The 1,123-nt window shown below is 41.5% G+C and carries 3 protein-coding genes; all 3 read left to right on the top strand.

The genetic code is table 11. The features are described 5' to 3' along the window. Nucleotides 1-50: 50 nt before the first annotated feature. The gene (locus F6K06_RS33620) at nucleotides 51-209 is read left to right on the top strand and encodes a hypothetical protein (protein ID WP_161564637.1); all 159 of its coding nucleotides are present in this window, start codon (nucleotides 51-53) and stop codon (nucleotides 207-209) included. A 19-nt stretch (nucleotides 210-228) separates the two neighbouring features. Next, a complete protein-coding gene (locus F6K06_RS33615; RefSeq protein WP_161564638.1) occupies nucleotides 229-438 on the top strand; it encodes a helix-turn-helix domain-containing protein in 210 nt (69 codons plus the stop codon). A gap of 459 nt (nucleotides 439-897) precedes the next feature. Next, entirely contained in the window at nucleotides 898-1,116 is a 219-nt protein-coding gene (locus tag F6K06_RS33610) for a hypothetical protein (protein WP_338043223.1), read from the top strand. The last annotated feature ends 7 nt before the right edge of the window (nucleotides 1,117-1,123 follow it).

Below are 1,123 nucleotides of genomic sequence, written 5' to 3'. Positions count from 1 at the left end.
AAAAAAGTTGTAAAATAGCCTAGTCGAGTAGATGGAGGAAAATTTATAGTGTGCCAGCCCCTTTAAGAGTACATTTGAGTGAAGCTGAAGACAAAGAACTGCTGGAATTCCAGAAAATTGAGGGAATCCCCTCAAGAGTGAGAGAAACAGCGGAAATAGTTCGACTCAATCATCATGGATGGTCTGTAGCAGCGATCGCTGCTATATAAAAATAAGTCACCTCACACCGTGAGAAACAGTCTTCACCGTTGGTCAAGCCAAGGTTTTGAGGGACTGTGGGAAAAGATAGGTAGAGGAAGAAAAGCCAAGTGGGTTGAAGAAGATATAAAACATATAGAGATTTGTTTGGAAAAAGATGAACGAACCTATAATGCGGCTCAATTATCCCGAAAACTATCTCAAGAGCGAGGAGTGACTCTCAGTAGCGATCGCTACTGAAAAGTCCTCAAAAAAAGGGGTGGCGTTGGAAAAGGACAAGATATCAACAACCTTCCCCCCCCAGATGCTCAACAAAAACAAGCCAAAAAAGCTGACGCACGAATGGTTATTGTGGTCTCACAGTGCAGGAGAGATTTGCCTAAAATTCCGTAAAGGAATCCGGTTTTTGTATTTGGAGTCCCGTCAGTTACAGTTATGCTCGTTGTGGACAGCAAAAACTCCTCAAACAGACAAAAAAACGGGGGGAAAGGTTAAATATTCTAGGTCTTTATGCCATCGGAGTTAGTTTTGATGATGGACTAAAGTTAGGTTCTTTTAAAGGAGAATCTTACCTTAAGCTAATGGACTGGCAAGCTCAACAAGCCTCTCAAGGTTTTGAGCAGACGGGACAAATCACAGTAATCGTTCAAGATAACCATCCTATACACCTGAGCAAAAAAATCAGAGAACGTTGGAGTTATTGCCATGCCCCAAGGATTATTTTTCTTCCAACTGCCCAAATATTCCTCACAAATGAATCTGATTGAAGCACAGTGGCATCAACTTAAAACACATGAACTAGCTGGTCGGATTTTTGAAGATGAATATGATTTGGCGATGGCTGTTATAGAGGGTGTAGAAGCTCGCGCTCAACAAGACCAACATACCACAGAACGTTTTCTATTTAATTCTGCCTAGCTACTTA

Origin of the sequence: Okeania sp. SIO1H4 (genome assembly GCF_010672695.1) — a bacterium.
Classification (GTDB): domain Bacteria; phylum Cyanobacteriota; class Cyanobacteriia; order Cyanobacteriales; family Microcoleaceae; genus Okeania; species Okeania hirsuta.
This window is presented reverse-complemented; position numbering and strand designations above follow the sequence as displayed.